General features: G+C 64.5%; 25 protein-coding genes and 1 pseudogene. 14 read left to right on the top strand and 12 right to left on the bottom strand.

What is annotated here, in order from left to right:
• Positions 1–187: 187 nt before the first annotated feature.
• A complete protein-coding gene (locus ABIB80_RS34390) occupies positions 188–1,438 on the bottom strand; it encodes a cyclopropane fatty acid synthase (protein ID WP_354129085.1) in 1,251 nt (416 codons plus the stop codon).
• Between the two features lie 280 nt (positions 1,439–1,718).
• Here ABIB80_RS34390 and ABIB80_RS34385 point away from each other — a divergent pair, with 280 nt between their 5' ends.
• A complete protein-coding gene (locus tag ABIB80_RS34385; RefSeq protein WP_007592025.1) occupies positions 1,719–2,726 on the top strand; it encodes a hypothetical protein in 1,008 nt (335 codons plus the stop codon).
• A 42-nt stretch (positions 2,727–2,768) separates the two neighbouring features.
• Positions 2,769–3,050 (top strand): annotated as a pseudogene (locus tag ABIB80_RS34380) (acyl-CoA thioesterase domain-containing protein); the annotation flags it as partial.
• A 41-nt stretch (positions 3,051–3,091) separates the two neighbouring features.
• On the opposite strand, the gene rplI reads toward ABIB80_RS34380, so the two are convergent.
• The 4 genes from rplI to rpsF all read right to left on the bottom strand — a co-directional run bounded on the left by rplI (position 3,092) and on the right by rpsF (position 5,616).
• Positions 3,092–3,697: a 50S ribosomal protein L9 gene (gene rplI / locus ABIB80_RS34375; RefSeq protein ID WP_007592024.1), complete on the bottom strand. Its 606-nt coding sequence runs from the start codon at positions 3,695–3,697 to the stop codon at positions 3,092–3,094.
• Positions 3,698–3,760: 63 nt separating this feature from the next.
• Positions 3,761–4,726 carry a DUF2232 domain-containing protein gene (locus ABIB80_RS34370; RefSeq protein WP_007592022.1) on the bottom strand — a complete coding sequence of 322 codons (966 nt, stop codon included), beginning with the start codon at positions 4,724–4,726 and terminating at the stop codon, positions 3,761–3,763.
• A gap of 129 nt (positions 4,727–4,855) precedes the next feature.
• Positions 4,856–5,095, bottom strand: coding sequence for a 30S ribosomal protein S18 (gene rpsR / locus ABIB80_RS34365; protein ID WP_007592020.1), 240 nt, complete (start codon positions 5,093–5,095; stop codon positions 4,856–4,858).
• A gap of 5 nt (positions 5,096–5,100) precedes the next feature.
• Positions 5,101–5,616: a 30S ribosomal protein S6 gene (gene rpsF / locus ABIB80_RS34360; protein WP_007592015.1), complete on the bottom strand. Its 516-nt coding sequence runs from the start codon at positions 5,614–5,616 to the stop codon at positions 5,101–5,103.
• 346 nt (positions 5,617–5,962) lie between these two features.
• On the opposite strand from rpsF, the gene ABIB80_RS34355 reads away from it, so the two are divergent.
• The 9 genes from ABIB80_RS34355 to gmk all read left to right on the top strand — a co-directional run bounded on the left by ABIB80_RS34355 (position 5,963) and on the right by gmk (position 14,686).
• Positions 5,963–6,667, top strand: a complete 705-nt coding sequence (locus tag ABIB80_RS34355) for a TetR/AcrR family transcriptional regulator C-terminal domain-containing protein (RefSeq protein ID WP_007592012.1) — start codon at positions 5,963–5,965, stop codon at positions 6,665–6,667.
• Positions 6,668–6,670: 3 nt separating this feature from the next.
• Positions 6,671–7,696, top strand: a complete 1,026-nt coding sequence (locus ABIB80_RS34350; protein WP_007592010.1) for a fatty acid desaturase family protein — start codon at positions 6,671–6,673, stop codon at positions 7,694–7,696.
• 201 nt (positions 7,697–7,897) lie between these two features.
• Complete coding sequence (gene fabD / locus ABIB80_RS34345; protein WP_007592008.1) at positions 7,898–8,857, top strand: ACP S-malonyltransferase; 960 nt, start codon at positions 7,898–7,900, stop codon at positions 8,855–8,857.
• Between the two features lie 102 nt (positions 8,858–8,959).
• A complete protein-coding gene (gene fabG / locus ABIB80_RS34340; RefSeq protein WP_007592006.1) occupies positions 8,960–9,697 on the top strand; it encodes a 3-oxoacyl-[acyl-carrier-protein] reductase in 738 nt (245 codons plus the stop codon).
• A 308-nt stretch (positions 9,698–10,005) separates the two neighbouring features.
• Entirely contained in the window at positions 10,006–10,245 is a 240-nt protein-coding gene (locus ABIB80_RS34335) for an acyl carrier protein (protein ID WP_006020277.1), read from the top strand.
• A gap of 108 nt (positions 10,246–10,353) precedes the next feature.
• Positions 10,354–11,619 carry a beta-ketoacyl-ACP synthase II gene (gene fabF / locus ABIB80_RS34330; RefSeq protein ID WP_354129084.1) on the top strand — a complete coding sequence of 422 codons (1,266 nt, stop codon included), beginning with the start codon at positions 10,354–10,356 and terminating at the stop codon, positions 11,617–11,619.
• A gap of 124 nt (positions 11,620–11,743) precedes the next feature.
• Positions 11,744–13,018: an endolytic transglycosylase MltG gene (mltG, locus tag ABIB80_RS34325; RefSeq protein ID WP_007592003.1), complete on the top strand. Its 1,275-nt coding sequence runs from the start codon at positions 11,744–11,746 to the stop codon at positions 13,016–13,018.
• Positions 13,019–13,135: 117 nt separating this feature from the next.
• Positions 13,136–14,023, top strand: a complete 888-nt coding sequence (locus tag ABIB80_RS34320) for a YicC/YloC family endoribonuclease (protein ID WP_007592002.1) — start codon at positions 13,136–13,138, stop codon at positions 14,021–14,023.
• Between the two features lie 3 nt (positions 14,024–14,026).
• The gene (gmk, locus tag ABIB80_RS34315; protein ID WP_007592001.1) at positions 14,027–14,686 is read left to right on the top strand and encodes a guanylate kinase; all 660 of its coding nucleotides are present in this window, start codon (positions 14,027–14,029) and stop codon (positions 14,684–14,686) included.
• Here the strand turns inward: gmk and ABIB80_RS34310 are convergent.
• From ABIB80_RS34310 to ABIB80_RS34290, 5 genes are all read right to left on the bottom strand, one after another.
• On the bottom strand, positions 14,619–15,818 hold the full coding sequence (locus tag ABIB80_RS34310; RefSeq protein ID WP_007592000.1) for a hypothetical protein: 1,200 nt from the start codon (positions 15,816–15,818) through the stop codon (positions 14,619–14,621). The genes gmk and ABIB80_RS34310 overlap by 68 nt on opposite strands.
• 149 nt (positions 15,819–15,967) lie before the next feature.
• The gene (locus tag ABIB80_RS34305; RefSeq protein WP_007591999.1) at positions 15,968–16,456 is read right to left on the bottom strand and encodes a hypothetical protein; all 489 of its coding nucleotides are present in this window, start codon (positions 16,454–16,456) and stop codon (positions 15,968–15,970) included.
• 28 nt (positions 16,457–16,484) lie between these two features.
• Positions 16,485–17,831, bottom strand: coding sequence for a caspase family protein (locus tag ABIB80_RS34300; RefSeq protein WP_007591998.1), 1,347 nt, complete (start codon positions 17,829–17,831; stop codon positions 16,485–16,487).
• 888 nt (positions 17,832–18,719) lie between these two features.
• Positions 18,720–19,331: a dioxygenase family protein gene (locus tag ABIB80_RS34295; protein WP_007591996.1), complete on the bottom strand. Its 612-nt coding sequence runs from the start codon at positions 19,329–19,331 to the stop codon at positions 18,720–18,722.
• Positions 19,331–20,311 carry a Bug family tripartite tricarboxylate transporter substrate binding protein gene (locus ABIB80_RS34290; RefSeq protein WP_007591995.1) on the bottom strand — a complete coding sequence of 327 codons (981 nt, stop codon included), beginning with the start codon at positions 20,309–20,311 and terminating at the stop codon, positions 19,331–19,333. The genes ABIB80_RS34295 and ABIB80_RS34290 overlap by 1 nt, the downstream gene beginning before the upstream one ends.
• Positions 20,312–20,424: 113 nt before the next feature.
• Here ABIB80_RS34290 and ABIB80_RS34285 point away from each other — a divergent pair, with 113 nt between their 5' ends.
• Together ABIB80_RS34285 and ABIB80_RS34280 are read left to right on the top strand one after the other, a co-directional pair.
• Positions 20,425–21,393 carry a LysR family transcriptional regulator gene (locus ABIB80_RS34285; RefSeq protein WP_007591994.1) on the top strand — a complete coding sequence of 323 codons (969 nt, stop codon included), beginning with the start codon at positions 20,425–20,427 and terminating at the stop codon, positions 21,391–21,393.
• A gap of 242 nt (positions 21,394–21,635) precedes the next feature.
• A complete protein-coding gene (locus ABIB80_RS34280; protein ID WP_354129083.1) occupies positions 21,636–22,250 on the top strand; it encodes a cupin in 615 nt (204 codons plus the stop codon).
• A 64-nt stretch (positions 22,251–22,314) separates the two neighbouring features.
• On the opposite strand, the gene ABIB80_RS34275 is transcribed toward ABIB80_RS34280, so the two are convergent.
• Both ABIB80_RS34275 and ABIB80_RS34270 read right to left on the bottom strand, forming a co-directional pair.
• Positions 22,315–23,016, bottom strand: coding sequence for a Crp/Fnr family transcriptional regulator (locus ABIB80_RS34275; protein WP_354129082.1), 702 nt, complete (start codon positions 23,014–23,016; stop codon positions 22,315–22,317).
• A 17-nt stretch (positions 23,017–23,033) separates the two neighbouring features.
• Positions 23,034–23,273: a hypothetical protein gene (locus tag ABIB80_RS34270; RefSeq protein WP_007591988.1), complete on the bottom strand. Its 240-nt coding sequence runs from the start codon at positions 23,271–23,273 to the stop codon at positions 23,034–23,036.
• Positions 23,274–23,446: 173 nt separating this feature from the next.
• On the opposite strand from ABIB80_RS34270, the gene ABIB80_RS34265 reads away from it, so the two are divergent.
• On the top strand, positions 23,447–24,184 hold the full coding sequence (locus ABIB80_RS34265; RefSeq protein ID WP_007591982.1) for a Crp/Fnr family transcriptional regulator: 738 nt from the start codon (positions 23,447–23,449) through the stop codon (positions 24,182–24,184).
• Positions 24,185–24,186 lie beyond the last annotated feature (2 nt).

Below are 24,186 nucleotides of genomic sequence, written 5' to 3'. Positions count from 1 at the left end.
GAATTGGCGAAGCGAAGCAGGCAGCCGACTTTGGCTGTCGGGGCTGATCGCGGCCATGGAGCACGCTGAGCGGCCGGAAGTCCGTCGGGAACCGGTCGCCCCCGAAATCCTGAAGGCACTGCGGATGCAATTGGCCTTAACGGCCTCTTACCGGTCCGCACCGATTTCGACCCTGCGCCACTAGGACTTATTCACCAGCCAGCTTCAGCCTCGGCGTGGCACCGGCTTCGACGGCCCGCAGCCGGGCTTCTTCACGCGCGATGTAGTTGCGTGTCGTCGGCACGACGCCTTGACGCCGGGTGAGTTGAATCTGGAAGTTCATCATATGCTGCTTGCGGAACGTCATCTCGCTGGCTGCCAGATAGAATTCCCACATCAGCGCGAAGCGCTCGTCATACAGCTGCACGGCTTCTTCGCGCCGCGCCATGAAGCGCTCGCGCCATGCCTTCAGCGTTTCGGCGTAATGCAGACGCAGAATCTCGATGTCGCAGACCAGCAGGCCTGCCCGCTCGATCGCCGGCAGCACCTCCGAGAGGGCGGGGATGTAGCCGCCGGGAAAGATGTATTTGGCGATCCAGGGATTGGTGGAATCCGGGCCCTGCGAACGGCCGATCGAGTGCAGCAGCATGACGCCGTCCTTGTCCAGCAACTCGGCGCAGCGCCGGAAGTAGGTGTCGTAGAAGCGGGCGCCGACATGCTCCAACATGCCGACCGAGACGATGCGGTCGAACGGGCCGGCGATGTCGCGATAGTCCTGAAGCAGGAATTTGGCCGATCTGGTCAGGCCCTTTTCGGCTGCGCGCGCATTGGCGATCTGCAACTGCTCGGTCGACAACGTGACGCCGGTGACGTCAGCACCTGCGATCTCGGCGAGATAGAGCCCAAGTCCGCCCCAGCCCGAGCCGATGTCGAGGACGCGCTGGCCGTCCCTGACGAGCAGCTTTGCGGCGATGTGCCGTTTCTTGGCGAGCTGCGCATCGTCGAGCGTGCTCTCCGGCGTCTCGAAATAGGCGCAGCTATATTGCTTGTCGGCGTCGAGGAAGAGCGAATAGAGCCTCGCATCGAGATCGTAATGGTGTGCGACGTTGCTGCGGGAGCGCGGGCGCGGATTGAACTGCTTCAGGTGCCGCACCAGATAGCGCAGGTGCCACCAGGGTTTTGCCCAGTGCGGCAATAGGTCGGGTTGATCGAGCAGGATCGCGAGGGCATCAGCTATGGTGCCGTGCTCGACGACGAACTCGCCGTCCATGTAGGCCTCGCCAAGCCCGAGCTCGGGATTGACGAGGATCTTCCGCTCTGCGTCCGCGGTGACGAAGCGGACTGCGACCGGTTTGCCCGAGCCATCGCCGACGGTGAACTTCGAGCCCTTCGCCGTGGTCACCGTCATCGACCCGCGGCGGATGAATTGAGACAGGAATTGACGCAACAATCGATCCATCGGCACCCATCCTCTCGAGCGAACCCGAAGAGATGCGACTAACCCGGCCTTTACACCCTACGCCCGGGCATCTCAGCGGTTCCTATGCGTTTGCATCTAGATCTAGGGAGGTGTCCCGGGCCCGCTATTGCGCTGTGCTCAAAGCGGATATTCCAAAACCGCTTAATCACATCCTTGCGCGCGGAGCCTGCTTCCATTCGCGGCTCAATCGGATAAAAGGTGACCCGCTGCGGCGCCGCCTGCCGGCTGCACCTCTCGGAATTCAATGGAGATGATGGGAATGTCGAGCCGAGCGCTCAGCCTCGCGATGGTCTTGCTTCTGATCGGCTTCGGCGCGACCGACACCGTTCTCGCGCAGGCGACGAACCTCGAGGCCGGCAAGGCCCCATCCCAGCTTTTCGCGCAGACCTGCAATGCATGTCACAAGAGCCCGCGCGGCCTGTTGAAGACGGTGGCGCCGGGCTCCTTGCCGGGCTTCCTGCGTCAGCATTACACGACCAGCCCCGACATGGCCGGCGTGCTTGCCTCTTACCTGGTCTCCAACGGAGCCACCGACACCCGCTACCAGGCCAAGGACGGCAAGGACAAGAAGGACGGCGCCAAGGACAAGGAAGCCGCTACCAATCCCGCGCAGTCCCCTGAACATCAGGGCCGCCGGCAGCGTTCCCAGGAATCCGCCAAGCCGGAAGGCGAGGGTGCCGCTCCCGCGGCCGAGGGCGCGCGTCAGAAGCGCGCTGCGCGGCCGGCCGAAGAAGGAACGAAGGACGGCGCGAAGCCCGAGGGCCAGGCTGCACCCGAAGGGCGCAAGGCGAAGCGTCTCGGCAAGCGCGGCAAGCCGGGAAGTGATGAGGCGCCGAAGGTCGATGCCGCGGCGCCGACAGCAGACGACAAGAAGAGCGAGCCGAACGTCGAGTCCAAGCCCGAGACAAAGCCCGAGACTGCGAAGGTGGATTCCGGCGAGGCTAAATCCGAAGACAGCAAACCCGAAGGCAGCAAGCCGTCCGAGAAGCCCGCCGAGGCCAAGCCGGAAAGCGCCAAGGTGGAGCCGCGCGGCAGCGAAGCTCCGGCGTTGCGGCCCGACCCGGTGCCGCAGGTGACGCCGGCAGCACCGTCCGCCGAGAAGCCCGCCGAGCCAGCTGCGCCCAAGGCGGCAGAAGAGGCTGCTCCCAAGCCCGCCGCGAGGTCCGAACCGCCAGCGAAGTCGCAGGAGCCGGCGCCCGCGACCGCTGCGGCGCCACCGGCGCCAGCCGAATCGTCCGGTCCGCCGACGCCGCCGATTTCGCGATAGGCGACCACATTTTTAGCCATGTGAAGGCCGCGCGCTCGGGCGGCCTTCGTCGTCTTGACCGCAACACGATTGATCGCAGCAGCGATCTCGCGCGGCCAGCCGGCGCTGATGGCCGAATACAAGCTCAATCTGTTGTCGCCCGCGGTCCGCGAGAAACTGATCTGCCGGGCGAGGGTGATCAAGCCGGGGCGTCAGGTCTCCGTGGTCGCCGCCGGCGTTTTCTACGTCAGCGACGGCGTCGAGAAGCACACGGCAATGGCGCTCACGTCGATCGCGATGCTGAGCGAGGACGTTGCTGCCACAACGAAAAGCCCGGCCGCCTGAGGCGACCGGGCTTCGAAAGCCTGCGCGAACGAGCGCGAGGCTTACTTCTCGGTCTCTTCAGCAGCCGGTGCCGGCTCGGCGTCGTCCTGCTGGGCTTCGGGGTCGAAGAACTCGCCGGCGGCTGCGATCGCTTCGGCCGCAGCATCCCGGTCTTCGTTACGGCTCGAGATGTCCTCGCCGCGGTTGATGCGCTCGGCCTCGTCCTGGCTGCGCGCCACGGTGACACTGATCTCGATCTCGACCTCGGGGTGGATGGCGACCGTGATGGTGTGCTTGCCGATGGTCTTGATCGGCGCGTCGAGCTGAACCTGCGGGCGGGACAGTGAAACGCCGTCGGCTTCGAACGCCACGACGATGTCGCGCACGTTGACCGAGCCGAACAGTTGGCCGGCTTCCGAAGCCTGACGGATCACGATGATGTTCTTGCCCTGGATCTTCTCGGCGACCTTGGACGCCTCGCCCTTGGACTCAAGGTTGCGAGCCTCGAGCTCGGCCTTCATGCCGTCGTACTTGGCACGGTTGTCGGCGGTGGCGCGCAGCGCCTTGCCGCGCTTGAGCAGGAAATTGCGGGCGTAGCCGTCGCGAACCTTCACGACTTCGCCCATGTGACCGAGCTTGTTGACGCGTTCCAGCAAAATGACTTCCATATTCGTTCTCCTTTGATGTGTTGAGTGAGTTGGAATTTCGAACTTGAACTTTCGGGCTTGAACTCAAGAGGTCGGCAGCGGCGGCGGCTGGCGCGTACGAAGGAAGCGTTCGCGGAGGCCGAACACGGCATCGGCGAGGCCGAGGATCACCATCGCGATGACTGGCCATCCGAACACGACCACGACGGCGTAGGTCGAGCCGAGCCAGAAGGTGCGGCTCTTCAGCGCCAGCGTCAGCGTATGCAACACGGCAAAGCCGGTCAGTGCGTATCCCATCATTAGCGCCGCCGTCGCGATCTGCGCCACGATCGCAAGCAGTCCGCCGGTGAAGCAGAAGGCGAGCGCGATGCAGAGCGCCACGAGCGTCATCGGCGGCAGCTCCGCCGTCATCAGGTCCGGCCAGGGGCGCCGCAGCCGGCCGGACGTCGCCGTCACCTTGGTGCTGAGCCAGAGGTTGAGGGTCAGCGTCATCATCGCGACGATGGTGGCGCCGGCCGGCAAGATCCGCACCAGTGCGCCGACGAATTGGTCGGTCTCGCCGGAGCTCTGCGGGTCGGCGGCTCGGAGGAGGCGCATCAGGCCACGGCGCAGCGTGCCCGTGATGGTCTCGGCGTCTGTGCCGATCGTGAGCAGGGCGGCGATCGTGGTCAGTGTGGCGAAGCCTGCGATCCACAGCAGGATGCGGCCGACCGGATACCACTCGAGCGCTGGCTCAGTGGCGGCCTCCGGCGCGGCGGGTCCGACCTGCCGGCTGAGCAGGACGAGATGGCCGAGCCACCAGGCCGGCAATGCGACGGTGAGGGCAAAGGCGATGCAGTAGGGCAGGCCGAACAGGGCGCCGAGGCCAACCGCGGCGGCGATGCCGCCGAGGCTCGCGCAAAGCGGTCCCCAGCCGATCGAAGCGACCATCAGCGGCAGCGGTGCGAGATAGAACAGGACGAGCGAGATCAGCGCGCCCGAAGCGATCGAGGCGAACATCAGGGCCGACGCAGCGCCGGCGATCAGGGCTATCAGTCCAAAGGCCATCATCAGCTGTCCCGCTCCCTTCGAGCGGTTAGAGGCATCTCGCCCCAACCATCGGCGACCGGACGATCCGGAAGCCTTATGAGAAACTAGGTCGTACGGCCGGCGGCGATGTCGTCGCCGGCCGTATTCGTCTTAGCGAATGACGTAGGGCAGCAGGCCTAGGAACCGCGCGCGCTTGATGGCGCGGGCAAGCTCACGCTGCTTCTTCGCGGACACCGCGGTGATGCGGCTCGGCACGATCTTGCCGCGCTCGGAGACGTAGCGCATCAGCAGCTTGGAGTCCTTGTAGTCGATCTTCGGAGCATTCGCGCCCGTGAACGGGCAGCTCTTGCGGCGACGGAAAAACGGGCGGCGTGCACCAGCTTCAGCCATTGTTCTTACTCCCCATCCGTCGTGGTGGTGGTGGTGGTTTCAACGTCTTCGCGCGGACGGCGCGGACCGCGGTCACCGCGGAAGCCGCCACCTTCACGATCGCCACCACGGAAACCACCCTCGCGGTCGCCACGGAAGCCACCGCCTTCGCGATCGCCACGGAAGCCGCCGCCACGGTCGTCACGCTCGCGGTCACGATCGGCCTTGCGCATCATCGCGGACGGGCCTTCCTCGAGCTCCTCGACACGGACGCTGAGATAGCGGATCACGTCTTCGCTGATGCGCTCCTGGCGCTCGATCTCGGCGATCGCCGCGGACGGCGCGTCGATGTTGAGCAGCACGAAATGCGCCTTGCGGTTCTTGTTCATGCGGTAGGTGAGGGAGCGTACGCCCCAATTCTCAGTCTTGGTGACCTTGCCGCCGAGACCTTCGACGATGCCGGTCATCTGCGCAGTCAGCTCTTCGACCTGCTGCGTGCTCGCGTCTTGGCGCGCGAGAAAAACATGCTCATAGAGAGCCATGGAAGTCCTTTCCTCATGTTGGCGCATCGCCCGGCGTCAAGCCCTTAAGAGGCCTTCGGAAAGGACTCTGGGATTAAGCTCAGAAGGCGGAAACACGGGACGACGGGCCGACTGGCCCTGCCACACCAAAATCACGAATGATTTGCTGAGACCGTCCGTTCAGCTCCCGGCCGGGGTCTGCGGATGGGCGCGTTATACGGATTTCGGCTGGCTTGGCAAGGTTGCAGGCGGCGGTTTCGGCGCGGATGGTCCCGATGCGGGCGGCTGGAACCACCGCGGACCACCATACCGGCTTGATTTATTTGTTTGTATGTCATACATATAAGTCTAACGGGAGCGAACCCCAATGGCAGAAAAGCCGGCCCATGAGCCGCTCGAGGCGGCAGGCGACCCCAAGCACGCCGCCCGCGCCACGCGGTCGGCCGGCCGCAAAATGCGCTCGCTGCTGCTGGATGCCGCGAGCCCGCTGTTTCGGGAGCGGGGGCTGTCGGGTACGGCGATCACCGACATCGCAGCCGCTGCGAACGCATTCCCGAGCCAGATCACCTATTATTTCCGCACCAAAGAGGCGCTGTTCGTCGAATGCGCCTGCCGCGAACTGCTGTACCTGGCGCGGGCGACCGAGCAGGCGGCGCTGAAGGCGCGCACGCCGCAGGACTATACGCACGCGCTGGCCGAGGCCGTCACAGCTAGCGATTCGGTCGCCTTCTTCGCCGAGGCGCTGACGCTGACGCGGCGGCGCCAGGATCTCGCGCCGCTGGTCGAGCGCACCATCGAGCGCCTGCACAGTGAAGGTGCGCGGGCCTATGCGAGCCAGGTCGCGCGGCACGGCTGGCGCTCCCTGCGCGCGTCCGATGAGAGCTCGCGGCGGTTCTGGGCCGTCGCCATCGGAATCATCCTCGAAGGCTACGCCATGGGCCGTTCGCCCGAGGCGCTGTGCGCCGAGATGCTGCGCGTGCTGGGCGAGCAAGCGAAATCCAATCATGACGCTGCGCGCTTGCGCCTCGTCGACGCGCGCGACGCATCGAGCAATTCGAATGAGGAGAGTTAGGCCATGACTGCGCTTCGCATGCGTGCCCGCGATTTCCTGACCGACGATCAACTTGCCGACGTGCGCCGGCGCGTGACCTGGAAAGGCGTCGCGCTGATCGCGCACGCCTGGGCGCTCATCATCGCCGCAATCGCCTTGATCGCGTGGTGGCCTAATCCGATAACCTATATTGTCGCCGTCGCCATCATCGGCTCGCGCCAGCTCGGGCTCGCGATCCTCATGCATGACGGCGCGCATGGCTGCCTGTCCGCCGACGAGAAAACCAATCTGACCTTGAGCCAGTGGTTCTGTGCCTATCCTCTGTTTGCGGAGACGCGCAGCTATCGGCGCTATCACCTTCAGCATCATGCGCGCACGCAGCAGGAGGATGATCCCGATCTCGTGCTGTCGGCGCCATTTCCGATCACGAAGCTGAGCTATCGCCGCAAGTTCATTCGCGACCTCACCGGGCAGACCGGCTACCAGCAGCGCAAGGCTCAGTTGCTCAATGCGCTCGGGCCGAAGGACTGGCCGTTGCGGCAGCGCGCGGCGCATTTTTGGGAGAAGCTTGGCCCGCAATGTCTGGTCAATGGCGCGATGTTCGCCGCGCTCACGGCCGCCGGCGTGTGGTGGGCCTATCCGCTGCTATGGCTGGTGCCGCTCCTGACCTGGATGATGGTCATCACCCGCATCCGCAACATCGCCGAGCACGCTGTCGTGCCTGACAGCAGCGATCCCTTGCGCAATACCCGCACCACCTACGCCAATGTCCTCGAACGTCTGTTCATCGCGCCGTATTACGTGAACTACCACCTCGAACATCATCTCCTGTTCTACGTGCCCTGCTACAATCTGCCCAAGGTGCACCGCCTGCTGAGCGAGAGCCGGCATGCGGGCCGCATGGAGGTGCAACCGAGTTACGCAGCCGTGCTGCGGCTTGCGACCGCGAAGCCGAACCGCGATGACCGGCCGGGGCAATTGGTCAACAGCGCGCGCCGCGCGCAGGCGGGGTCCGAGGTCGACGCCAACCAGACGGCCGGCGGATTCTAGGGACCCGTCTCTCCACTTGAAGGTTGCCAGTTGAAGGCTGCCAATTGAATGCTGATCCAAGTTCCTATCTTGGCTTGACATTCCGGCCCCGGACAGTGTCTACGGCCCCCTTTGGAGCATGATCCGGAACCATGGCCTAAGGCCGTGCGTCATCGGCTGCCGGTTCTCGCAGGGATCACGTCCGACAAGCAGGGAGCGCCGATGACGGCAGCATTCACATTTCCGGGGCAGGGTTCCCAGGCGGTCGGCATGGGCAAGGCCCTAGCGGATGCCTTTCCGGCGGCGCGCGCCGTGTTCGACGAGGTCGATGCCGCGCTGGGGGAGAAGCTGACGGCGACTATCTGGGATGGTCCGGCCGAAACCCTCCAGCTCACCCAAAACGCCCAGCCGGCCCTGATGGCGGTGTCTGTCGCCACGCTGCGCGTGCTGGAGACCGAAGCCGGGTTTTCCGTGGGGCGGGATGCGGCCTTCGTCGCCGGCCACTCGCTCGGGGAATATTCGGCGCTGGCCGCGGCCGGCAGCCTGACGATTTCCGACACCGCGCGGCTGCTTCGCATTCGCGGTCTCGCAATGCAAAAAGCCGTGCCCGTAGGCGTCGGTGCGATGGCCGCTCTGCTCGGCCTCGACTACGAGGCCGCCGTGGCGGTGGCGGACGAGGCCGCTCAGGGGCAGGTCTGCCAGGCCGCCAACGACAATGGCGGCGGGCAAGTGGTCGTCTCCGGCGACAAGGCCGCGGTCGACCGCGCCGTCGAGATCGCCAAAACCAAGGGCGCCAAGCGCGCGATGTTGCTGCCGGTGTCCGCCCCGTTCCATTGCAAGCTGATGCAGCCGGCTGCCGACGCGATGGCGGAGGCGCTGGCCAAGGTCACGATCAAGGCGCCGGCGGCCCCGTTGGTGTCGAACGTGCTGGCGGGCGCGATCACCGATCCCGACGAGATCCGCCGCCGCCTGGTCGAGCAGGTCACCGGCACCGTGCGCTGGCGCGAGTCGGTTGCCTATATGGCGGGGCAGGGCGTCACGCGTTTCTTCGAGATCGGGGCCGGCAAGGTGCTGACCGGCCTCGTCAAGCGTATTGCGGACGGCGCCGTCGGCGTTGCGGTCGGTGGTCCCAACGACATTGCCGCCGCAAAGGATGCATTGGCCGCTGCGAAGCAGGCCTGAGGCGCGATGATTCGTCGTCGCGCTTGAGTTCTTTAGTTGACGCACGATCCTTTCGGAAAATCGCTGCGCACGTTTCCGGATCGTGCCTTGGAGGAGTTATCGATGTTCGATCTGACTGGCAAAAAGGCGCTTGTCACCGGCGCAACCGGCGGCATCGGCGGCGCGATCGCACAAGCGCTTCACGCGCAGGGCGCCACCGTCGCGATATCGGGGACGCGCAAGGAAGTGCTGGATGAGCTTGCCGGCAAGCTCGGCGAGCGCACCCATGTGCTGCCCTGCAATCTCTCCAAGGCCGACGAGGTCGAGGCGCTGGTGCCCGCTGCGGAAGCGGCGATGGGACAGGTCGACATCCTCGTCGCCAATGCCGGCATCACGCGCGACAATCTCTTCGTGCAGCTCCGTGACGAGGACTGGGAGGAGGTCATCAACATCAATTTGACCTCGACCTTCCGGCTTGCCCGCGCCGCCACCAAATTGATGATGCGCAAGCGCTTCGGCCGCATCATCGCCATCACCTCGGTGGTCGGCGTCACCGGTAACCCGGGGCAGGGCAATTATACCGCATCGAAGGCGGGCCTGATCGGCATGATCAAGACGCTGGGTGCCGAATACGCCAAGCGCGGCGTCACCGCAAACTGCATCGCTCCCGGCTTCATCAAGACACCGATGACCGATGCGCTCAACGACAAGCAGCGCGAAACGATTCTAACCAAGGTTCCGGCCAATCGCCTGGGGACGCCAGAGGACATCGCGGCAGCCGCCGTCTACCTGAGTTCGAACGAAGCGGCCTATGTCACCGGCCAAACCATCCACGTCAACGGCGGCATGGCCATGATCTGACGCCTCATGCCGCACCGCCCCCTTGGGCAGCCGAATGCGGCAAACGGCCGTTTCCGGAGCGAAATGAGGCTTGTAGTCAACGCAATTGAAGTATGATAACCGGACCTTCAACGGATGGGCAAAGAACGCCATTGCAGGTTTTTGAAACCCTGTATATTGGCGATGCGGAGCCTTGGCCGTCATTCGCCGGGCCTGCATCGGTTAGGATGGGGCCAAATCAAAGTTCGTAAGCGAAGGCAGTCAACGACCACGACGGCTCGTATCGTCCCGGGGGGTCGGGTCTACAGGGAACAACACGAGGTTATGCAATGAGTGAGATTGGCGAGCGGGTTAAGAAGATCGTGGTCGAACACCTTGGTGTTGAACCCGAGAAGGTTGTCGATGCTGCGAGCTTCATCGACGACCTCGGCGCCGACAGTCTGGACACCGTCGAGCTGGTGATGGCGTTCGAAGAGGAATTCGGTTGCGAGATTCCGGACGATGCCGCGGAAACGATTCTTACCGTCGGCGATGCCACCAAGTTTCTCGAGAAGAACGCGAAGAGCTAAGGCTCTTCATTTTCGCGGGGACAACATTGAAACCGGACGGACCGCCCAACAGCGGTCAGCCGGTTTCTTGTTATTGGCCGTGAATATTTCGATGCGGAGTTTTCGGATATGAGACGGGTTGTCGTCACGGGTCTTGGCATGGTTTCGCCACTCGGCTGCGGTGTCGAGCCGACCTGGAAACGCATCCTCGACGGCCAAAGCGGCGCACGCAAAATCGAGAGCTTCGATGTCTCCGATCTCCAGACCAAGATCGGCTGCACGGTCGTGCGCGGCGACGGCACCAACGACACTTTCAATCCCGACATCTGGATGGAGCCGAAGGACCAGCGCAAGGTCGACGACTTCATCATCTTCGGCATGGCCGCGGCCGGCCAGGCACTCGACGATGCCAACTGGCACCCCGAGACCGAAGAGGACAAATGCGCGACCGGCACCATGATCGGATCCGGCATCGGCGGCCTCAACGGCATCGCCGAGACTGCGGTCCTGCTGAAGGAGCGCGGGCCACGCCGGGTCTCGCCGTTCTTCATTCCGGGGCGCCTAATCAATCTCGCCTCCGGCTATGTCTCGATCAAGCACGGACTGAAGGGGCCGAACCATTCGGTGGTCACGGCCTGCTCGACGGGTGCTCACGCGGTCGGCGATGCCGCCCGCCTGATCGCGCTCGGCGATGCCGACGTCATGGTTGCCGGCGGCGCGGAATCGCCGATCGGCCGCATCGGCATTGCCGGCTTCAACGCCGCGCGTGCGCTCTCGACAGCCTTCAACGAAACGCCTGAGAAGGCCTCGCGTCCCTACGACAAGGACCGGGACGGCTTCGTGATGGGCGAGGGCGCCGGCGTCCTCGTCCTTGAAGAGCTCGAACATGCCAAGCGCCGCGGCGCGAAGATCTATGCCGAGGTGATCGGCTACGGTCTCTCGGGCGATGCCTACCACATCACCTCGCCGTCACCCGACGGCGACGGCGGCTTCCGCAGCATGGCGGCGGCGCTCAAGCGCGCCGGCCTCACCGCGTCCGATCTCGACTACATCAACGCGCACGGCACCTCGACACCGCTCGGTGACGAGATCGAGCTCGGTGCGGTTGAACGCCTGCTCGGCAATGCCGCTTCGAAGGTCGCGATGTCTTCGACCAAGTCGTCGACCGGTCACCTCTTGGGCGCGGCCGGCGCGATCGAGGCGATCTTCGCCATTCTCGCGATTCGCGATAATGTCGTGCCGCCGACCATCAACCTGGACAGTCCGTCGGTCGAAACTGCGATTGATCTCGTGCCGCATCAGGCGAAGAAGCGCGAGGTCAACGTCGCGTTGTCGAATTCTTTTGGTTTTGGCGGTACCAACGCATCGGTCATCTTCCGGCGTCTGGTCCATTAGTTTGTCGTTGCGACGAATCCACCGTTTTGCCGTATTCGGCGATAGTCATGGAAGCGGGCGCGTGCATTGGCTCGGCAAGCGATTGTCAGGTCGCGATTGAACCGGCAGGATTCAGGTTGCTTCGATGAGTGAAAGGCCGCCCATTTCGCCCCGGAGTCCGCGGGCAGCGCTCGAGCCCGAGCAGGTCCCGCCGCCGCCGAGGCGATCGGACCGCGCGCGCAATCCGTTCGTGATCGTCGGCAACGCCATCATCACCCTGCTGCTGATTGCGATGATCGGCGCGGGCGGCGTGTACTATTACGGCCGGCAGGTGCTCGAGGCGCCGGGACCGCTGAAGGAAGACAAGATAGTCAACATCCCGCAGCGCGCCGGCAAGCGCGACATCGCCGAGACGCTGAACCGGGAAGGCGTGACCGACGTCAATCCGTGGGCGTTCATTGCCAGCGTCGCTGCGCTAAAGGCGAGCTCGGACCTCAAGCCCGGTGAATACTCGTTCCAGAAGAACGCATCCTTGCGCGACGTCATTGCCACCATGGTCGAGGGCAAGGTGGTACAGCATGCCGTGACAATCCCGGAGGGCCTGACCTCCGAGCAGATCGTGGCGCGCCTGTCCGACAACGATATCTTCACCGGCAGCGTGCGTGAGCTGCCGCGCGAGGGCACGCTGCTGCCCGAGACCTACAAGTTCCCGCGTGGCACCCCGCGCGATCAGGTGATCCAGCGCATGCAGCAGGCGCACAAGCGCGTACTGACCGAGATCTGGGAGCGCCGCAGTCAGGACATTCCGGTCAAGAGTCCGGAGCAATTGGTGACGCTGGCCTCGATCGTCGAGAAAGAGACCGGCAAGCCGGACGAGCGCAGCCGCGTCGCCGCGGTGTTCGTCAATCGCCTGAAGCAGAGGATCAAGCTGCAGTCCGATCCCACGATCATCTATGGCCTCGTCGGCGGCAAGGGCACGCTCGGCCGTCCGATCAAGCGCAGCGAGATCACGCAGCCTTCGCCCTACAACACCTATGTGATCGAGGGCCTGCCGCCGGGCCCGATCTCGAACCCCGGCCGCGCTTCGCTCGAGGCTGCCGCCAACCCGGCCCGCACCCGCGACCTCTATTTCGTCGCAGACGGCACCGGCGGGCATTCCTTCACCGAGACCTACGACGCGCACCAGAAGAATGTAGCCAAGCTGCGCGCGATGGAAAAGCAGATCCAGAACGACACGGTCGAGCCGGCCGAGGACGCGCAGCCGCCGGCCGCCGCCGCGCCCGGTGCCGCCGATACGCCGACGGCGACCACGCCGGCGCGGCCCAACCAGCAGAAAAAGCCGCCGGCCGCTCGCCCCGCGGGTCCGCCGCCGGCCCGCCAAGGCGCGGTGCAGCCCTCGCCCCCGGTGGTCCAGCGCTAGGCTGCGCGCAGACCTGCCCCGCGGGACTTTGCGGATTACATTTTCCTGCAAAATAGTCTTAAGATTCGCGTGGCTTGATGGCCGCGCGAATCCCGTGCTTCTGGAGAAATTGACCTGATGGCGTTGTCGTCCATGACCGGCTTTGCCCGAAGCCACGGCGCGAGTGGGCCGTATACGTTCGAATGGGAATTAAAGTCGGTCAACGCCAAGGGCTTTGATCTCAGGGTACGGCTGCCGCAGGGGTTCGACGAGCTCGAGGCTCATGCCAAGAAGCGCGCCGCCGAGCTGCTCTCGCGAGGCACCGTCTACGCCAATCTGACCGTGAAGCGCGCCAATGCGGCCGCCAGCGTCCGCGTCAACGAGGACGTGCTCAACGCCGTCCTCAAGGCCGCCGCCGTGATCGCCGGCAAGGTCGATGCGGTCGCGCCGAGCGTCGACGGGCTTTTGGCCATCAAGGGTGTCATTGAGGTCGCCGAGCCCGAGGGCGACGAGGAAGAGGACAAGGCCGCGCGCGCCGCCGCCGCGGATGCCTTCGACAAGGCGCTCGCCGAACTCGTCGAGATGCGCAAGCGTGAGGGCACCTCGCTCGGGCAGATCCTGATCCAGCGCGTGGACGAGGTCGAGCAGCTGGCGAAGAAGGCCGAGGCTGCGCCCGGTCGCAAGCCCGAGGCGATCAAGGCCAGGCTCGCCGAGCAGATCGCAACCCTGCTCGACACCTCCGACCGTTTCGATTCTGACCGCCTGATGCAGGAAGCGATCCTGATCGCGACCAGGGCCGACATCCGCGAGGAGCTCGACCGCATCGCCTCGCACATCGCGCAGGCGCGCGAGCTGATCGGCAAGGGCGGCCCGGTCGGGCGCAAGCTCGACTTCCTGGCGCAGGAGTTTCACCGCGAGGTCAACACCTGTTGCTCGAAGTCGAACGACATCGAGCTCACCAATACGGGGCTCGCCATGAAGAACGTGGTCGAGCAGTTCCGCGAGCAGGTCCAGAATCTGGAGTGATCGATGACGATTGGCGGTCACGTAACTGATGGTGTCGAGCGGCGCGGATTGATGTTCGTGCTGTCCTCGCCGTCGGGCGCGGGCAAGACGACGCTATCGCGTATGTTGATCGACCGCATGCCCGGCCTTCGAATGTCGGTGTCGGCAACCACGCGGGCGATGCGGCCGGGCGAGGTCGACGGCAGGGATTATTCGTTCGTCGACAAGGCCACCTTCCACGCGATGGTGAAGGCCGACCAGCTGCTGGAATGGGCGACCGTGTTCGACAACAGCTACGGCACGCCGCGTGCGCCGGTTGAGGCGGCGCTGTCAGCTGGGCAGGACGTGCTGTTCGACATCGACTGGCAGGGCACGCAGCAGCTCCGAGAAAAAGCACGCGCCGACGTCGTCAGCGTGTTCATCCTGCCGCCCTCGGCTGCCGATCTCGAGAAGCGGCTGCATTCGCGCGCGCAGGATTCCGACGAGGTGATCCGCAAGCGCATGAGCCGCGCCAGCCACGAGATGAGCCACTGGGCCGAGTACGACTACATCGTCATCAACCATGACGTCGACGACGCCTTCGCCGAGGTCCAGTCGATCCTGAAGGCCGAACGCCTCAAGCGCGAGCGGCAGACCGGCCTCGTGGGCTTCGTGCGAGGTCTGCAAGACCAGCTTCAAGGCTAGGCTGCGTCAGCCTCGGCCCGTCCTTCGCGAGCCGTTCCAGCATCGTCGTGATCACGTCGATGTCGATGCCGTCCTCGACTCCCGCATCGTCATCGCGATCGGCCGGCTCTTCGTCATCGACGTCGTTGGCCGCGAGCTGCGGTGCGGCCTCGATCTGGAATTCTCCGTTGAAGACATCGGCATCGTCGAGCTCTGCGGCATCTTGGTGCGCTTGCGGGACGCGCTTGTCGATCACATCAATCTCGCGATCGATCGCGGCGAGCTGCGCGGTCTTGAGCTGGACTGTCTGCGGACGCAGGGCATCGAAATCCACCGGGCGCGGCTGCCGAGTGTGCGGCGCGTCGGCGGGCGCTGCGTTGAGCCAGGGTGCACGGCCATCGTCGTGATCGTGCGGCTCAAAATTGTCCCAGTTGACGCGGCGCTGGTCGCCGGCCTGGACGCGGATACGTCCACCGGCGAAGCGGTAGATGACGCTGGCGAGGATGCCGGCAAGCGCCAGCGCGCCTCCGATCACCAGCAGCAGCATCTGGAGCGAGCCGGTCTGCTTGTCGGTGGTGCTGTCTGCCGCAGCCAGAGCCATCGGAGCAGGGGACTTCGCCGGCTTCGCGGTCGGCTGCGCGGCGACCGCGACAGGTGCAGGCGACGGCTGCTCTGTGGGCGCGGCGGACGCCGTGGAGGCGTCGGGCCAGCGCCCGGCGACGGCGGGCTGCTGTGCGTTGGCGTCAGCGGAGGGGCTCGCAGCCTGTTGCGTTGGTCCGGGTCCCACCTGTGCAGGCGTCTTAACAGCGGCAATGCTCTGCGGCGTCAGATATTCGGCGCGCGCGTCCTGGACGGAGTGCTGCTGCGGCAGGGCTGAATCCGCTGTAGTCGTATCGGGCGCAGCCTGTGCGGTTTGAGTGGCCTTGCCGCCTTCGGCGCGCAGATACCAGCACTGCCGCTTGGTCGCGCGCTCAAGGCGATAATGCCAATGCTGGCCCTGCGGGGCGGCGCCCTTTGGCGAGCCAAGGCAGTCGTTCGCGGCATTTGCCGTGCTCGGTGGCGTCGATGCATTCTGCGACACGGCGGCCAATGGCGCACCGGCAATGATGCTGCCTACGAGGGCCGATAAGAATTTCGCGGTGCGGTTGCCCATCCTGGTCTCCCGATTACGCATGACGCAACTCGTTACCTTCCCTTTCTCGTCAAAGACTTGGGTGGCAATGAGCCGCAAATCCGGAGAGGATGTGGCCTGAATCGGGCCTGCGCGGCGTTGGTTCCCCCGCGAAATCAGACTTTTTCGCGCTACTGCTTGGTCGAAGTCCAGGTTCCGCCGCAGCCGTCGGAGCGACGGAAGGATCCGGAACCGCTGCGGGCAGCGAGGCGGCCGGAGCCGGTGAAGGTCACGCCATCGCCTTGACCGAACGTGCTGACCGCGCCGCTCGCGCTGACGGTACCCGTGACGCCTTGGCCTATGACCTTGCCCGAGGAGACCACGACCGCGCCGGACGTGGTGCCGCCGCAGCCGACGCTGACGACCATCCAGGCGCCGTCGAAACTCCCGCCACCTCCACCACCGCGTCGCGAGGAACTGCGCGGCTCCTCGGCCGGCTTGCTGCGGCGCGCCGAGGGCGCCGGCTCGGCGGAACGATCCGATCGCGAGCCGGACAGCGACTTCTCGTCATTGCCGATCGAGCCGCCGGCGCTGCCGGACTGCGCGACGGCGGACGGTGGAGCGACGGTGACGGACAGGAAGAGGGCCAGGGCAATCGCAGGGATGACGGCATTGCGCATGAGCAAAAATCCAAAATGAAAAATCGTATCAACGGCCGGAGCCGTCGGCACAGACGGAACCGATAATGCGGCAAGCTTTGCCAGCCTTGCCGCATTCGTCAAGCGCGGCGTCTTTCGCGCGCTGCACGCTGTCGCGCTGGACCAGCGACCAGGATTTGTCGGAGATCGCGAACGCGCCGCAGCGGTTGCCATAGAAGGACAGCTCGATCGGACATTTGGCGCCGGCGCAATTGCCGCGCGCATCCGCCACCGCCGCGCGCCGCGAGGCGTGGTTCCAGGAGATGCCCCATTTGCTGCCGTCGGGCCCGTAGACGATCGAGCCCCATGGTTTCAGGTCCTCCATCTTGCGCATCCGCAGCAGCAGGCCTTCGGTCGCTTCGCCCGTCGGCGCCATGGAAATCCGCTGCTGGAGCTTTGTGATCGCGCGGGTCATTCCGTCAGGGCTGTCAGGATCGAAATTGAGCTCGTAGAGCCGCTCGCTGAGCTCGCTCAGCAGGGCGGCATCGCGCAAGGGGACGCGGTCTGGATCGGCGCGCAGCCGATCCGCCGGCAACGGATCAGGCTGCATCGCTGCGACCTGCGGCGGGGCGGTTTGCGTCGGGGCTACAAAATAGAAGGTGCCGTCGATCGGCGAGGACGACACCCAGGGCTGCTGCGCGCCGGAGGTGGCGCGCTTCACCGCGAGGCCGACCTGGTTGAAGGTCTGGAACACGTCGAGGCCCGCGGTCCGGACCGTCGCGGCCAACGCCTTGGTGTAGGGGCTGTGGCCGTCGCTGCCGTCCTGGGCGACATTGCCGGGTTGCGTTGCGTAGGAGATCAGCGTGCCCTCGGGCGCGCGCATCTGCGCGAGACCGCCATCGGAGGCGCGCAGGCCGCGCGAGCCGAACGGGTTGTTGCGGCAGGCGTCCAGGATCACGAGGTTGAGGCGGGTGCCCGATCCCTGCATCTGGCGCAGCACGAGGTTGACATCGGTCATCTGGAAGTCGACGTCGGCTTCGCGCGTCGGGTTCGCGCCGACTGGCACGAGATAGTTGGCGCCCGAGACCTGCACGCCATGGCCGGCATAATAGAACAGCGCGACGTCGGCGCCCTGCACCTGCCGGCCAAAGCTCTGCACCGCCAGATCCATAGCGCCCTTGTCGAGATCGAGCTGGGCGCGGCCTCCGACCAGCGTGAAGCCGAGCAAGCCAAGCGTGTCCGCCATCAGGCTCGCGTCCTTGGATGGATTGTCGAGCGGCGTGATGTTCTTGTAGGCGGAGTTGCCGACCACGAGCGCGATGCGCTTCTCGGCCGATGCAGGTTGCGTGGCGACGACGAGCAGGGCTGCGACCAGCGTCGCCAGCCCCGGGACGCGATTGAAAATCCTCGCGCGCATCAAAATTCCCCAAAAATAATGACGCCAGTCTAACAGTCCGGCGCGCCGGCGAAAAGCGGCGCCACATGCGTACTGTCCGTCATGCCCGGGCTCGTCCCGGCCATCCACGTTCTTCGTGCCGCGTGGCAAGGCGTGGATGGCCGGGACAAGCCCGGCCATGACGCGGATAGGCCGCGTTGCGTATTTCGCAGGCGAGGGGCCATGGCCGCGCGTTCCCGCGGCAGGTTCTGCCCGAGCCTTGCTGCCGTTGATCGCCCAATGGAAGCCAAAGGGCGCAGGGAAGGCCGGGCGCCGGCGGCACCCGTTGGTCCGTGCGCTACAGGAATGCACACGGGGTGGACCGATTGGGTGGCCGATCGCCCGGCCTTCCCTGCGCGGATGGTTTTAACGGTGTCCTTCGTGCTCTCCCCGGGGAGCGATGCACTATTGCCCCCGTCGCCCCGCCGATCGCTGATGCGCGCGCCCGGTTGGGCCGCCACATCACCGCGAGGCTTGACGCACAGACCCCGGGCGTCAGGACCACACGACTTCTCCGTCCGCGGACGGTCCCGCCGAAATCGTCGAGGGCTTGCGTGTGCTCACCCCCGATGACCGACAAGCCCGCTCTCCAGCGCCGTGTCGTACGCGTCGCGTGAGGACTCACGGTTGCCCGCCCGGTCATCACGCCGCCCGCGCCGTCGCTGCCGCGTCCACCGCCACCCGGCCCGCATGTCGTGACGGTCGCGAACGCCCCTTTGGCAGGGCCAGGATGCGGGCTGTATGCCACAAATCCGAAATTCGGAAAAGCGAAATGTTTTTGCGCCGATGGCTTGACGGGGTGTTTTGCCCGACGCGTCTGCCCAGTGGCGAATGACCCAAATCGGGTTTGGTGCCACCTCAAACAGCTTGTCATCCGCTGGCAAGAACAATGTCAAAATTCGCGACCAACGCATGCCTCTCAAGGCGTGATGGCGAATCTTGCAGAACAATGATCAACCTTTCCGGATGCGGAGCCGCATTGAGCCAGCGGTCGGTCACATTTTCTCCTTCGCCAGCGAAATACAGCTGGGTTACCAGGCGATCGAACCGCCCCTCGACGGCGAGGTGAATGTGCGGCGGCCTGACGTCGCCTTCTGCTGTCGGATAGCGGCCGGGTTTGACCGTACGAAAGCTGTAGCGCCCAGCCGCATCCGTTGTGAGACGCGCGAAGCCTTTGAAATTGGGGTCGAGCGGCGCCGGGTTGTTGTCGCTTGGATGACGATATTTCCCCGCCGCGTTGGCTTGCCAGATGTCAATGCGTGCATGCGGCACCGGCGCTCCCGAACGCGTGAGCACGCGTCCGCTGATATGGATGAGCTGACCCAGCGCCTCAACGGTGCTGCCGCTTGGACGCGCCAGATCGGTTGCCAGATCGGGGTGCTCCGAGACCGGGTAGAACGGGCCGACAATTTGTGGGGGCGTAATCGCCAATGCTGCTGCATCGCGGCCACTCGTCTGGGCTTTGGATGTGGTCTGGCTCATCAAGGTAGCTTGATATCCGCATCCTTGACGACCTTGGCCCAGTGGGCGATGTCAGTCTGGATTCCCTCACCAAATTCTGCAGCGGTGCCACCCACGGCTACCGCTCCTATCTTATCGAGCGAAGCGTGGATCTTCGGTTCGACAAGTACCTTGTTAATTGCCTTGTTAAGCTGCGACTTTATTTCTGCAGCCGTTCCACGCTTGGCCGCAAAGCCGATCCAATCGGCTGTCACCAGATCGGGGAGGCCTGCCTCGATCACAGTGGGAACGTCCCCCAGGGCAGCAATCCTGGTGGGGGCGGTGACGGCAAGCGCTCGCAACTTGCCGGTCGCGATGAGATCAATAACCGGAAGCGTGGTGACGAACATGTATTGGACGTTGCCGCTGATCAGATCGGTGATTGCTTGGGAGAATTGCTGGTAGGGCACGTGGGTGGCGTGCACTCCGGCCTGCAATGCAAACATTTCGCCGATCAGATGCGAGGGAGTGCCGAAGCCGGCGGAAGAGAAGTTGAGCTTCCCCGGCTTGCTCTTGAGCAGCGCCACCAGATCGGACAGCGAGCCGACCGGCAAGGAAGGCGTTGTAACGAGCACAGTGTAGGACTTCGATATCTTGATCACCGGATCGAAATCCACGTCCGGCCGTACCTCCGCTTTCGGAAGCAGAGACGGAGTGACCGTCATCGGAAGGCTCATGGTCAGCAGTGTATAGCCGTCCGCCGGACGGCCGGCCACGTCGTTCATGGCAATGGTCTGCAGCGCACCCGGGCGATCTTCCACCACGAGCCGCCAGCCTTCATTGGCCGCGAGCCCGTCCGCGACCATGCGGCTGATAATGTCGGGCGGTGTGCCCGCACCGGTAGGGACGACAATCCGTATGAGATTGGACGGATAAGGTTGCGCGACGACCTTGCCGGGCAGCAACAATCCGGCGAGGCTTCCCAGCAGGAAAGTGCGACGGGGAAGATAAATGGTCGACATGGCTGCTCCAAACCTTGGCGGTGGAGGGTAACGCGAATTGCAGCTTGTCCCGCGGACCTATATAAGAAAAGTTCTATTTCTCAATAGTTCTATTCCATTTCGGAAAGGGTCGCATGCTCGATGCATCCCAAATCAGCCGTCGGATCAAGCTGCGGCAGCTGAGCGTGTTTATCGCCGTCGTGGAATACGGGAGCATGGCGAAGGCGGCCGAGCACCTCGCCATTTCTCAGCCTGTCATATCCAAGATGCTCGCGAACCTGGAGCAAACGATCGGCCTTCCGCTTCTGGAGCGCAGCCGGCTCGGCGTTGAGCCCACGCTTTATGGCAAGGCCTTGCTCAAGCGCGGCATTGCTTTGTGCAACGATTTACGGAGCGGCGTGGACGAGTTGCAATCGCTCGCTGATCCCGCGGTGGGTGAATTGCGCATTGGCAGCACCGAGCCCGTGATGGCCGGATTACTGCCCGCCATCATCGACCGGCTATCACGGCAATATCCGAGGCTCGCGCTTCACATCATCGAGGGCGAACCGCCTGAGCTTCAGGATCGCCATCTGCGCAATCACGACATCGACCTCATGATAGGGCGCCTGCCGAGCTCGACGCCGGCTGCCGATACCGATGTTGAAGTGCTGTTGCACGAAAGCGGTGTCGTTGTTGCAGGCTTGCACAGTCCGTGGGTGCGGCGGCGCAAGATCCGCCTCGACGAGCTGGTCAACGAGCGTTGGTGCCTGCCGCCGCGCGAAAGCTTTCCGGGCGGCTGGATTGCCAACGCATTTCACGCCTCCGGGCTGGAGGTGCCACGTGCCAGCGTAACCGTGTATTCGGTCCTTATGCAGTCGGCGTTGCTTTCGTCGGAACGATTCCTGAGTTTCCTTCCGGCATCGATGTTGCACTTCAGCGCGAAGCGGCTGTCGATGAAGGTCTTACCCGTCGAAATGCCTATTCAGATGTGGCCGATCGGGATCATTGCGCTGAAGGGCAGAACGCCAAACCCTGCTCAGCGGCTGCTCGTCGAGTGCGCCCGGGAGGTCGCGAAGCCGCTCGCAGGTAAGCGAAACGCCTCGCCCAATCGGCGAAATTGAAACTGATCGTTCTTCTGCTTCTGCCACATCGCGTCGTTCCGCTCCTGCGCGGCCAACGTCGGCTACCGGGGTAAGGCGGTGGCCGTGCGAGCGCAGCGAGCATTCCAGAGAGCTGCCGCGGAACGATTTCTGGAATGCTTGTCTTCGCCGGAAGTGACGCCGAGGAGATAGCGCGGTCCAACCGGATCACCTCGGGAAACTTATCACCTCGGCCGCCGTTTAATTGCGGCTGAGGAGACGCCATGCCGATCAAGGACCAGATCAAAAATCTCGCCAAGAAGCTCGTCGAGGATCACCCCGACGCGGCAACGCTGCGGGCGCTCGTGCGGGCTCGGAAGCCGACAGCCATCCGCTTCCAGGACGATGGCATCGTGCCGAATAACCCGCATTTTCCAGTGTTGCTCTATCGCGGCGCGGTGAATCTGAAGACCCGGCGTTTTGCTCCAGAGGTCATCGTCGACTCGCTGTTCGATAGTCATGGCTGGGGCCGCTCCTGGCGCGATACGGTGTATGACTTTGTCCACTACCATTCGCAGATCCACGAAGTGATGGGCGTGGCACGCGGCACGGCTAGGATCGAGTGCGGCGGGATCAAGGGGCGAATCCTGAGCGTGAAGGCCGGAGACGTTCTGGTTCTTCCCGCAGGGACCGGACACCGGCTGATCGAGTCCAGCCGGGACTTCCTGGTCGTCGGAGCGTATCCGCAGGAGGGGACGTATGACGAGTGCACCGACACGCGAGAGCGTCCTGACGCCAGCAAACGCATCGCCAAGGTCCGTAAGCCGAAGACCGATCCCGTGCTGGGTGCCGGCGGCCCGTTGCTCAAATCATGGCGGATAAAGCCATCGCGATCGTGACGCGGGGGATCGCTTTCGCTGTGCCGGTTCGAGGTGTCGTTCGTTGGAACGCCGGCCGTCTCGGTCAGGTCAGATAATCCGGCGTGAAATCCGCGAGCGCGCGGAGTTCGTCGGGTTGCAACAGCTCGATCTCGCTTCCCTCCCAGGCAATCAATCGGCGCCCTCTCAGCTCCTGGATGGTGCGATTGACGTGGACGATCGACAGTCCGCAGGCATCGGCGACATGCCGCTGCGTCATCGGCATTTGGAAGCGGCCGTTCTTGACGAGGCCCACGACCTCCAGCCTTGCGGCGAGTTCGCAGATCAGATGCGCCACCTTCGGCAACGCCGCCTGTGCGCCGAGGCGCGCGATCCATTGTCGCGAGATCGCCGCATCGATCAGCGTCTCGCGCCAGAACGCGCGGGTCAGGTGAATGGAGCTGTCGAGCAGCTGCTTGAGTTGGCTGTGTGCGACGTAGCCGACGATCGAGGGTCCAAGACCGACGAGGTCCGCATCCATCGGCGACACCAGCAGCGTGTGCAGGCACGGCATGTCGCCGGGAACGTGGAAGGCGAGGATCTGGCTGCGATCGCCGACGATGCGAGCCTGGTAGAGGAAGCCGCTGACGATGAAAACGCAGCGGGAGGCATCTTCACCCTGGCGCAGCACGATCTCGCCGTCGGAGACCTGGCGCAGCGTGGACGGCAGACCCGCGATCTGGTGGCGTTCGTCTTCTGAGAGGCCTTCAATCGCCTGGAGATGCGCGATGAACTTCGGGTGCGGCATGGTGAGGAGGAGGGGTTTCAGTCGTCACGCGGCACGGCCGGTTCGAGCAGGCGTTGGGAGAGTTTTGCGATGGTCCAATCGGACACGGGAACCGCCTGGAACTCGCGGATGGCGTGCGCAAGCTCCTGATCCGACATCGGCCGCGCCGGCTGCTTCAACCTGCCTTGCAGGAAGGCAGCGCTGATACTGTCCAGGTGCTCGCCCGAATCCGTAGCGAACAGGTGGCGAATGCGTTTCAGGATCGTCGTAGGGCTCATGCGAAGGGCGGGGGCAGTCAGCGATCGAGGGATGGTGGGGCTGCGACCCTGTACCGTCGCAAACCGGTAGCAACCTGTGCTTCCGTCTCGCGTTCTAGTCCGCTGGATTCGGGCCAGATGTATCATTTGATCGAACCGGCAGGATTTTTGGCGGGGCGCATGGAACGGGACACATGGAAAAAGCCCATGACGTGCTGATCCGGAACCTCGGCGAGCACACCGCGCTTGCACAGGAGGATGTCGCCGAAATTCGCGGGCTGACTTTTGTGCAGCGCGAGTTCGCGCCGAATGAGGATTTCATCCGTCAGGGCGACGAACCCGAGCATTCGGCGCTGGTCGTCTCCGGCATGATCGCCCGCTACCATCTGCTCGACAGCGGCAGGCGGCAATATCTCGCGTTCCATTTGTCTGGAGACCTGCCGGACTCCCAGGGACTGTTCATCGACCAGATGGACCATGGGCTGTGTGCGCTCGGGCCTGCCTCGGTGGCGTTCATCCCGCATCGCGAATTGTTCATTGCCTTTCGGCGACGACCGACCTTCGCACTGTCGGTCTGGCGCGAGACGCTGCTCGATGCCGCTATCTTTCGCGAGGCCATCACCAACAATAGCGCCCGGCCGATGCACGCGCGCATGGCGCACCTGTTCTGCGAGCTGTTCTACCGCGCCCGCGCCGCGCAGCTCGTCCGCGGCAATCGCTGCCGTCTGCCGATCAGCCTGGCGCAGCTCGGCGAGACGCTGGGCATGGCGATCGCGACGGTGAACCGGACGCTCGCCGAGCTCAGGCGGAGCGGGACCATGGACATGCGCGACGGCGAGCTGATCGTCCTGAAATGGCGCGAACTGCAGCGGCTCGGAGGCTTCAGTCCGACCTATCTGCACTTGAAGCGCCAATCGCCGCCGCATGCGTGAGA

The sequence above is a fragment of the Bradyrhizobium sp. i1.15.2 genome (assembly GCF_040548425.1).
Taxonomy (GTDB): Bacteria; Pseudomonadota; Alphaproteobacteria; order Rhizobiales; family Xanthobacteraceae; genus Bradyrhizobium; species Bradyrhizobium canariense.
Note: the sequence above shows the minus strand (reverse complement) of the source record. Positions and strands in the feature narration are given on the sequence as shown.

What these genes read in the sequence shown, in the direction of transcription:
- ABIB80_RS34390 (WP_354129085.1), bottom strand. Translation starts at nt 1,438, where the DNA reads ATGGATCGATTGTTGCGTCAATTCCTGTCTCAATTCATCCGCCGCGGG.
- ABIB80_RS34385 (WP_007592025.1), top strand. Translation starts at nt 1,719, where the DNA reads ATGTCGAGCCGAGCGCTCAGCCTCGCGATGGTCTTGCTTCTGATCGGC.
- rplI (WP_007592024.1), bottom strand. Translation starts at nt 3,697, where the DNA reads ATGGAAGTCATTTTGCTGGAACGCGTCAACAAGCTCGGTCACATGGGC.
- ABIB80_RS34370 (WP_007592022.1), bottom strand. Translation starts at nt 4,726, where the DNA reads ATGATGGCCTTTGGACTGATAGCCCTGATCGCCGGCGCTGCGTCGGCC.
- rpsR (WP_007592020.1), bottom strand. Translation starts at nt 5,095, where the DNA reads ATGGCTGAAGCTGGTGCACGCCGCCCGTTTTTCCGTCGCCGCAAGAGC.
- rpsF (WP_007592015.1), bottom strand. Translation starts at nt 5,616, where the DNA reads ATGGCTCTCTATGAGCATGTTTTTCTCGCGCGCCAAGACGCGAGCACG.
- ABIB80_RS34355 (WP_007592012.1), top strand. Translation starts at nt 5,963, where the DNA reads ATGGCAGAAAAGCCGGCCCATGAGCCGCTCGAGGCGGCAGGCGACCCC.
- ABIB80_RS34350 (WP_007592010.1), top strand. Translation starts at nt 6,671, where the DNA reads ATGACTGCGCTTCGCATGCGTGCCCGCGATTTCCTGACCGACGATCAA.
- fabD (WP_007592008.1), top strand. Translation starts at nt 7,898, where the DNA reads ATGACGGCAGCATTCACATTTCCGGGGCAGGGTTCCCAGGCGGTCGGC.
- fabG (WP_007592006.1), top strand. Translation starts at nt 8,960, where the DNA reads ATGTTCGATCTGACTGGCAAAAAGGCGCTTGTCACCGGCGCAACCGGC.
- ABIB80_RS34335 (WP_006020277.1), top strand. Translation starts at nt 10,006, where the DNA reads ATGAGTGAGATTGGCGAGCGGGTTAAGAAGATCGTGGTCGAACACCTT.
- fabF (WP_354129084.1), top strand. Translation starts at nt 10,354, where the DNA reads ATGAGACGGGTTGTCGTCACGGGTCTTGGCATGGTTTCGCCACTCGGC.
- mltG (WP_007592003.1), top strand. Translation starts at nt 11,744, where the DNA reads ATGAGTGAAAGGCCGCCCATTTCGCCCCGGAGTCCGCGGGCAGCGCTC.
- ABIB80_RS34320 (WP_007592002.1), top strand. Translation starts at nt 13,136, where the DNA reads ATGGCGTTGTCGTCCATGACCGGCTTTGCCCGAAGCCACGGCGCGAGT.
- gmk (WP_007592001.1), top strand. Translation starts at nt 14,027, where the DNA reads ATGACGATTGGCGGTCACGTAACTGATGGTGTCGAGCGGCGCGGATTG.
- ABIB80_RS34310 (WP_007592000.1), bottom strand. Translation starts at nt 15,818, where the DNA reads ATGGGCAACCGCACCGCGAAATTCTTATCGGCCCTCGTAGGCAGCATC.
- ABIB80_RS34305 (WP_007591999.1), bottom strand. Translation starts at nt 16,456, where the DNA reads ATGCGCAATGCCGTCATCCCTGCGATTGCCCTGGCCCTCTTCCTGTCC.
- ABIB80_RS34300 (WP_007591998.1), bottom strand. Translation starts at nt 17,831, where the DNA reads ATGCGCGCGAGGATTTTCAATCGCGTCCCGGGGCTGGCGACGCTGGTC.
- ABIB80_RS34295 (WP_007591996.1), bottom strand. Translation starts at nt 19,331, where the DNA reads ATGAGCCAGACCACATCCAAAGCCCAGACGAGTGGCCGCGATGCAGCA.
- ABIB80_RS34290 (WP_007591995.1), bottom strand. Translation starts at nt 20,311, where the DNA reads ATGTCGACCATTTATCTTCCCCGTCGCACTTTCCTGCTGGGAAGCCTC.
- ABIB80_RS34285 (WP_007591994.1), top strand. Translation starts at nt 20,425, where the DNA reads ATGCTCGATGCATCCCAAATCAGCCGTCGGATCAAGCTGCGGCAGCTG.
- ABIB80_RS34280 (WP_354129083.1), top strand. Translation starts at nt 21,636, where the DNA reads ATGCCGATCAAGGACCAGATCAAAAATCTCGCCAAGAAGCTCGTCGAG.
- ABIB80_RS34275 (WP_354129082.1), bottom strand. Translation starts at nt 23,016, where the DNA reads ATGCCGCACCCGAAGTTCATCGCGCATCTCCAGGCGATTGAAGGCCTC.
- ABIB80_RS34270 (WP_007591988.1), bottom strand. Translation starts at nt 23,273, where the DNA reads ATGAGCCCTACGACGATCCTGAAACGCATTCGCCACCTGTTCGCTACG.
- ABIB80_RS34265 (WP_007591982.1), top strand. Translation starts at nt 23,447, where the DNA reads ATGGAAAAAGCCCATGACGTGCTGATCCGGAACCTCGGCGAGCACACC.